The organism is Prochlorococcus sp. ALOHA_ZT_50 (assembly GCF_022447305.1).
Lineage (GTDB): Bacteria > Cyanobacteriota > Cyanobacteriia > PCC-6307 > Cyanobiaceae > Prochlorococcus_A.
Genome location: NZ_JAKVCI010000040.1, coordinates 1 through 7,908 on the forward strand (window position 1 = coordinate 1; position 7,908 = coordinate 7,908).

8 protein-coding genes and 1 pseudogene are annotated in these 7,908 nt (G+C 32.0%); 5 read left to right on the forward strand and 4 right to left on the reverse strand.

What is annotated here, in order from left to right; translation table 11 throughout:
- Positions 1-268, forward strand: a pseudogene (locus tag MK115_RS08615) (prohibitin family protein); the annotation flags it as partial.
- 70 nt (positions 269-338) lie between these two features.
- Here the strand turns inward: MK115_RS08615 and hemL are convergent.
- On the reverse strand, positions 339-1,640 hold the full coding sequence (hemL, locus tag MK115_RS08620) for a glutamate-1-semialdehyde 2,1-aminomutase (RefSeq protein ID WP_287610762.1): 1,302 nt from the start codon (positions 1,638-1,640) through the stop codon (positions 339-341).
- Between the two features lie 226 nt (positions 1,641-1,866).
- Positions 1,867-2,712, reverse strand: coding sequence for an exodeoxyribonuclease III (gene xth, locus MK115_RS08625; protein ID WP_287610763.1), 846 nt, complete (start codon positions 2,710-2,712; stop codon positions 1,867-1,869).
- A gap of 71 nt (positions 2,713-2,783) precedes the next feature.
- Here xth and MK115_RS08630 point away from each other — a divergent pair, with 71 nt between their 5' ends.
- The 4 genes from MK115_RS08630 to MK115_RS08645 are packed head-to-tail and all read left to right on the forward strand — an operon-like array spanning position 2,784 to position 5,946.
- The gene (locus MK115_RS08630) at positions 2,784-3,068 is read left to right on the forward strand and encodes a hypothetical protein (RefSeq protein ID WP_287610764.1); all 285 of its coding nucleotides are present in this window, start codon (positions 2,784-2,786) and stop codon (positions 3,066-3,068) included.
- Positions 3,069-3,108: 40 nt separating this feature from the next.
- Positions 3,109-3,708: a heterocyst master regulator PatR gene (gene patR, locus MK115_RS08635; protein ID WP_287610765.1), complete on the forward strand. Its 600-nt coding sequence runs from the start codon at positions 3,109-3,111 to the stop codon at positions 3,706-3,708.
- A 52-nt stretch (positions 3,709-3,760) separates the two neighbouring features.
- Positions 3,761-4,993, forward strand: coding sequence for a nickel pincer cofactor biosynthesis protein LarC (gene larC, locus MK115_RS08640; protein ID WP_287610766.1), 1,233 nt, complete (start codon positions 3,761-3,763; stop codon positions 4,991-4,993).
- On the forward strand, positions 4,990-5,946 hold the full coding sequence (locus MK115_RS08645) for a hypothetical protein (protein WP_287610767.1): 957 nt from the start codon (positions 4,990-4,992) through the stop codon (positions 5,944-5,946). Before larC ends, MK115_RS08645 begins: the two co-directional genes overlap by 4 nt.
- On the opposite strand, the gene MK115_RS08650 is transcribed toward MK115_RS08645, so the two are convergent.
- Together MK115_RS08650 and MK115_RS08655 are read right to left on the reverse strand one after the other, a co-directional pair.
- The gene (locus MK115_RS08650; RefSeq protein WP_287610768.1) at positions 5,943-7,481 is read right to left on the reverse strand and encodes an ABC transporter permease; all 1,539 of its coding nucleotides are present in this window, start codon (positions 7,479-7,481) and stop codon (positions 5,943-5,945) included. The genes MK115_RS08645 and MK115_RS08650 overlap by 4 nt on opposite strands.
- 26 nt (positions 7,482-7,507) lie before the next feature.
- On the reverse strand, positions 7,508-7,908 hold a 401-nt coding region (locus MK115_RS08655), incomplete at its 5' end, for a CobW C-terminal domain-containing protein (RefSeq protein ID WP_287610769.1).

The following is a 7,908-nucleotide window of genomic DNA, read 5'->3' on the forward strand; positions in this document are numbered from 1 at the left end:
AGATCTTACTGGATTGGAGATCGCTGAAGAATATAGAGCTGCGATTGAACAAAAGCAAATAGCTGGTCAGCAATTACTAAGAGCAAAGACTGAAGTTGAAATTGCTGAACAAGAAGCACTTAGATATGAGACATTAAATAGAAGTCTCGACGATCAAGTACTTTTCAAATTATTTCTCGACAAATGGGATGGTAGTACACAAGTTGTTCCTGGCTTACCAGGTTCAGCAGGAGGTACGCCCCCAGTGATAGTTGGTGGTAGAAGATAATTTTAGAAATAATCTTTCTAAAGATTTAATCATTTACTTATTTTTTCTTTGAGTAAATACGAGTAAATGATTATTTTTTTATTGCATTAAAAGATTCGTCAAAAGCCTCGATAGTTTTATCAATTTCTTCTTCGCTGTGAGCTAGTGATGTGAAACCAGCTTCGAAGGGACTTGGCGCTAGGTAAATTCCTCGTCGAAGCATTTCTCTATGCAACTTACCAAAAAGTTCGGCATCATTTGTTTTGGCTTCATCAAAGTTTCTAACTGGCCCATCGCATAAGAAAAATCCAAACATAGCGCTTACACTTCCACCGTTAATAGCAATACCGTTATTTTCTGCAGACTGAATTATCCCTTCAATTAATCTAGAAGTTGTTGAATCAAGTTTATCGTAAGTACCATCTTGTTTGAGCAGTTCAAGAGTTTTTATTCCAGCAGTCATTGCTAGTGGATTGCCGCTCAAAGTGCCTGCTTGGTATACCGGCCCTGAAGGGGCTACCATTGACATTATTTCTTTCTTGCCTCCATAAGCTCCAACAGGTAGGCCTCCACCAATTACTTTCCCAAGGGTGGTTAAATCAGGAGTAACCCCAAACTTTTCTTGAGCTCCTCCATAACTTATTCTGAATCCAGTCATTACTTCGTCAAAAACTAATAAGGATCCATTCTCAGTGGTTAATTCCCTTAATCCCTCCAAGAATCCAGGTTCTGGAGTAATAAATCCAGCATTACCAACGATAGGCTCAAGAATAACCCCCGAAATGGCATCAGGATTTTCAGAAAATAATTTTTTTACTGCTTCAAGGTCATTGTAGGGAGCAGTAAGTGTGTTGGCAGTTGTTGTCCGTGGAACACCTGGAGAATCTGGTAAACCTAGAGTGGCTACACCTGATCCTGCTTTCACTAAAAACATATCTGCATGACCGTGATAGCAACCGTCAAATTTAATAACTTTATCTCTTCCAGTAAATGCTCGCATAAGTCTCAAAACAGCCATGCATGCTTCAGTTCCACTATTAACAAATCTAACCATTTCTACAGATGGGACTGCATCTATTACCATTTCAGCAAGTTTGTTCTCTAGAACGCATGGAGCACCAAAGCTCGTGCCTTTCTCAATTGCTTCCTGTAATGCCGTTGTAACTTCAGGGTGGGCATGTCCACATATAGCCGGCCCCCAGCTTCCTATATAGTCAATATATCTATTTCCATCAATATCCCAAGCAAAAGGACCTTTGACTCTATCAAAAACAATTGGCTGGCCTCCTACAGACTTAAAAGCTCTTACTGGAGAGCTTACTCCTCCTGGCATTAGTTGTTGGGCGGCAGAGAAAATTTCTTCTGATTTGGTGTAATTTAATATGTCAGTCACAATTTAGCTAAATGATGTTTTGAGAAAAATCTTGTCATGTTCTAAATTAGAAATAAGTAAAAATTTTGTCAATCAGATTGAAATTCTACATTATGATATTTTTATTGCGATAGTTTGGATTGTAAATTATTAATTTTAAAGAAATCATGATAAAAAACAATATTACTTTAGATAACTCTTTATTAATAAGCGTTTTCAAGCATTAAAGAAATTCAATTTATTTTATTTATATTTCGAAGAAATTATCCTCATCCTCAAAAAAATCTACATTTATTTCGTTTAAGTTAAGATCTATCATTACTGGGGCATGATCACTTGGACGCAAATTACCTCTAGGTGAGCTGTCTATGACACAACTTTTAAGTTTTGATGACAGTTCTTTGCTGATATATATATGGTCTATTCTCCAACCTTTATTTAATTCAAATGCGTTATTACGGTAATCCCACCAACTCCAATGGCCAGTATTTTGTTCAAAAATCCTGAACGAATCTATTAATCTTTTTTTCAGAACATTATTTAGTGCATTTCTCTCTATCTCAGATGCCATTATTCCTCCTTCATATTTCTTTGGATCATGAATATCCAAGTTAGATGGAGCAACATTAAAATCACCCATAAGACAAATTAATTCTCCTTTTTTTTCTTGCTCATCCAAAAATGAAGCTAAACAATTTAACCAATTAATTTTGTATTCGAACTTACTAGATTCTAGAGAAGATCCATTTGGAACATAGACATTTATGATTTTAATGCCATTAATATCAGCAGAAATCAATCTTTTTTGATCTAGGAAAATTTCGATATTTTGATCAAAGTCCGTACAACCGTAAAATCCTTTTTTAACATTTTCTGGCTTTATTTTAGAAATAATAGCTACACCATTGTATGATTTTTGCCCGTAGACCTCTACTGAGTATCCTAATTTTTCAAAAGGTTCAACAGGGAAACTATCATCCATCACTTTTGTTTCCTGCAAACATAGAATATCTGGATTGGTTTGATTAATCCAATCTATTATTTGTGAAAGTCTGGTTCTTATAGAGTTAACATTCCAAGTTGCTATTAACAAATTTCTACCAAATTATGTAAAATTAAAATAGCAAAAAATTTTGGCGTTAAAGAATTTTGAAATTAAATAAAATGAAAAATTATTTTTGCAAAAGCCTTTATAAATCCATAACTTTTTTAATTTTTTTTACTTTACTAACTTCATTAAAAAGAGACTACCTAAATGCTGAATATTTATTTGAAGAATTAGAAATCGATACCTCAACTAAAACAGAAGATGATAGTTCAGCTCTTCCAACTAATCCTTTTGAACTTGTGGAAATGATTCGGAGACAAAATAGTATGAATGATGCGACTGATCCTTCTGATGCAATTGACGATGCGTTAAAGTCTTTTAATAGTTTGGAGGAAAATTAAGAAATTTAATACGATAAATTGTTATTTTCAAATTTTTAATATGTTAAAAAACCCTATCCCAAAAGTTACTAACCAATTACAGCACAGAGCAATCGGTATTATTAATGGTAAATTCACTCCCCTTAGTAGTGAGCAATTAAATAGAGGCTTTTTAATTGATAATAAAGGCGAAAAAATTGAAACAGTAGTACTAGGTAAAGCATTATCACTTTTAAAAAAGCATATTGATTTAAAGAAAAGTTATTATTGGATTGTTTATCCAAAGAATAAAAATACTCAAAACTTGCATTTACAGGTTGCAGGCATATGGGATCCCTATCAACTGAATGATTTCCCTAATGATTCTTCAAAAACTAACTTCTCAAAATTATTAGAAGAATTAGATCTAAAAGACAATTATTTTTCTGTTAGAGGAGAATTAGTTTTTGTCAACACTCAAAAGAAAGAAATTGTTATTAAAATCTGCCCTGCTATAAAGTCAAAAAATTTAAAAAATAAAAATTTTAAATTAGTCATAAAAGGAGAGCTTTCTCTTGAACTTCTGCATAGCTTTGTAAGTTTAGATATCAACAGAGATGGAAATTCTTTGAAATTAATAAAGTACGAAGTGATTGAAAAAAATCTTTCTAAAAATAACTAGAATGAAAGGTTGATTTCCACCGCAATTTTACCAGTTAAGAAATCTTTGATTTATGGATGATGTTTTAATTGAATGTTCTCCTGGTATCTCTGGAGATATGTTGTTAGGAGCTTTTTATGATTTAGGGGTGCCTAAAAAAGTTATTGAACAGCCACTTATTGATCTTGGATTAAAGGATCTATATCAACTAAACTTTAAAGAATCAAAAAGTTGTTCAATCCGAGGCATCAAGGCAAAGGTTGAGAATATTGATTGTAGTCCTATCAAAAGAACTTGGAGAAGTATTAAGGAACTTATTTTAAATGGCCACTTAGAAGATAAATTAAAAAAAATAATTTATGAAGTATTTGAATCTTTAGCAATTGCGGAAGGAAAAGTTCATGGCATTAAATCTGATGATGTTCATTTTCATGAAATTGGAGCTATAGATTCATTGGTGGATATCATTGGAGTATGTGCTGCATTGAATTACTTAAATCCAAAGAGGGTTTATTGTAATGAACCAATGTTGGGGAAAGGTTTTGTTCAAACTGAACATGGAAAATTATCTGTACCACCTCCTGCTGTAATAGAGCTAATAAGACAAAAAAATATTAAGGTTTTATCAAGCCTTGACTCAATAGAGGGTGAACTCTCAACACCAACTGGCATTGCTTTACTTGCTAATTTAGTCGACTATCTAGAACCTCCTTCAAAATATTCTATTAACTCTTATGGAGTAGGCATTGGTAACCTAAAATTTCCATTCCCTAATTTGGTAAGAGTTTATAAAATTACTTCATTTGAGGATTCTTCTATTAACGATAATGAACAAATTAGTCCAAAGTGTGAAGAGATATCTATTCAAGAAGCATGGATTGATGACCAAACACCCGAAGATATATCTAATTTTGTGGAGAAACTGAGAATTGAGGGAGCTTACGACGTTTCCTATCAAGCTATCAATATGAAAAAAAATAGAATTGGATTTTCTATTCAAGCAATCTTGCCCATAGAGAAAAAAGAATTTTTTAGGCGATTATGGTTTGATTATTCCAACACTATTGGGGTTCGTGAAAGGACCCAATCTAGGTGGATATTACTTAGACGTAGAGGAGAATGTTCAACGACTTTTGGAAATATAAAAGTTAAACAAACTTTGAAACCAGATGGATCAATAAATATGAAACCAGAAAATGATGAGGTTTTGAGATTAAAATTAAAGCATAAAATATCAACTTACGAAATAAGAAAAATAATAAAAGAGTCAAGTAAAAAATTTAAAGCATTTGAAAACTGGAAATGAGATTTAATATAAGTAATCAACGATATTTGAAATTCCTTAAAAAAATTAATTTTGGTGGTTTAAAGAGTATTTTCTTTATTTCAAGCTTGTTATATTTTTGCATCTATTTTTTTGATAATATTGATCAAATTTCTTTTGATATCAATTTAGAAAGAAATGGAATTAATCTATCTTTATCATTTTTATTTTGTGTTTTAAGTATTTATCTGAACGCTTATGCATGGAAATATATTGTTAAATGGTTCGGGAAAGAATTTAAAAGTAATAATTTAGTTTCCTTCTATGTTTTAACCAATATTCTTAAATATGTTCCAGGAGGGGTTTGGCATTTTGTTGAAAGATTTAATTTTATAAAAAAAATAAGTAATCCTCAGATTGCTTTGTATTCGACACTTATAGAACCTTATTTTATGTTGAGTGGATCTTTTCTCTTGGCATCGATGGGATTGATTTTTTCGCCATTTTATATTTTTTTAATTGTTCCTTTGGTATTCCTGAATAGAAAATTTATTTTTCTGATATTAAAAATATTAGGGTCTCTTAAGGGAAAAGTATTTGAGGTCTTGAGACTTCCAAATTCAAAGGACCAATTTGAAGAGAGAATAAATATAATTTCATTTTTCCCTACTAGAGCTTTATTTCTTGAAATTGGATTTGTTTTATCTAAATTTATTGGGTTTTATATTTGCTTAAATACTTTTTATACAAGTAATACTCTGAACATCATATTTTTATTAGTAATCTTTTCTTTGTCATGGTCTTTAGGCTTGGTAGTCCCAGCAGCTCCAGGAGGAGTTGGCGTTTTTGAGGCTTGCCTCCTTTTATTTGTTGGCAAAAGTATTCCACAAAATATAATTATCATTAGTTTAGTTTATTTTAGGGTTATATCTACCTCGGCAGATTTGTTCTTAAGCCTACCTTTCTTAATAAGAAAACTTTATAAAAGAATTTAGTTTTTTTTCTCTAAACTTGGTATCAATGTAAATGAAGCAATAAGGCCTAGAGTCATGATAAGAATGGCTGGTAATATTGCCTCTACCATTCTTTCATCTCCAGCATATTGATATATCCTCACAGATAATGTATCGAAATCGAATGGTCTTAAAATAAAGGTTATGGGTAATTCTTTTATCGTGTCTACAAAAACTAAAAGTGATCCTACGAATATTGGTCCTTGGAGAAGAGGTAGATGAATTCTTTTGATGATCCCCAGCCAATTCTCTCCTAGTCCAAGTGCTGCTTCATCAAGACTAGGAGAAATTCTCTCAAGACTTGAATCAATAGAACCCTTAGAGATAGTTAGAAATCGGACAAGATAACCCCAAATTAGTAAGCAAATAGCAATAAAATTAAATTTTGAAGAAGAAATGCTTATTAAAGATAAAGCTAATACAGTGCCTGGAATTGCGTAACCTATTCCCGCAAGGTTTGTTATTAGTCCTAGTAATAAGCTTTTATTTGGTCGTCTTGCTAAGGAAATTATTAAGGAGAATAACATTGTCATTAATGCAGTAAAAAATCCTAGACTTATGGTCCTGAATGATAGGGTAAGTAATTCTATAGATAACCCTTTTTGAATTTGATCGATATTGAGCAGAACCCAAAAACATGGAATTCCAAAAGAGAAAATTGGAGGAAATAAAGATATGATTATTGCTAAAAAAGCTCTAGTTTTGTTTAATTCCCATCCTTGAGAATCTTTTGATGCAGGATTTTCACTCCACCTCTTTGATTTTCTTCTCGAGAATTTTTCAAAAATAATTAAAGTGAAAATTATTAATAAGGCTACCAAAGATAGTCCAATAGCACTTTTTGGATTACCCTCAATTATCCAATTTTCGGCTATACCTGTAGAAATACTTGGAATATTTAATAATGCAAATGTACCTAACTCATTCATTACTTCCATACACATTAAACTTATTCCTGTTATTAGTGCTGGTAACGCCATTGGAAAAGCGATTTTAAAGAAGCTCCTCCATGGCCCAACTCCTAATCCTCTACTAGCATTGATTTGATTAACTCCAAATTTATTAAAACTTTCGTTAGCAAGAATGAATACATATGGATAAGTAGAAATTGAAAGTATTAATACCCCCCACCATAAACCAGTTACTTGATACCCAAAAATACTTCCTAAATCCTGCAAAACAGCTGTTATTAGATATGCTGGGGCAGCTAGTGGAACTAGCTGACAAATACGGAGAACTTTTCTGAACTTAAAATCACAATTTGAAAGTAACCATCCATTCAAAGTGCCTAATCCTCCTCCAAAAAAACTTGTCAGTACTAAAACTTTTAAAGTCTCTAATACCTCTTCTCCTCCAGCAATACCTAATGAAAAATTTCCACTTACAACATATTGAACTCCTTCAAGAAGAAAATTGGAAATTGGAATGATTACTAAGAGTGCAACAATAAACGAAATAAAATAAAAAAGTTTTAATTCGGTTACTGCTTTTTTAAATCCTTTAATAAGTATTTTCAAAAATTAATTAAATCCTAATATGAACTCTAATCTGAATTAAATCTACATGATGACAGTTGATTTTTAATAGTTTGGTGATCTAAGTTTTTCCCAATTAATACTATCTTGTTAGATTTTTCTTTTGTCCATTCCTCATCATCTAGAGAAAACCGCTTTCCAGATAGGTGAAAAATGTGTTTTCTTTCACTTTCCATAAACCATAATATTCCTTTTGCTCTAAATACATTTTGTGAGATTTGATTATCTAAGAAATATTGAAACTTCCTTAAAGAAAATGGTTCAAATGTCTCATATGAAACTGAGGTAAAACCCTCGATATTATTGATCAAATCGTGGGAATGAGAAGAGTGATCGTGGGAATGAGAAGAGTGATCGTGGGAATGAGAAGAGTGATCGTGGGAATGAGAAGAGTGATCGTGGGAATGAG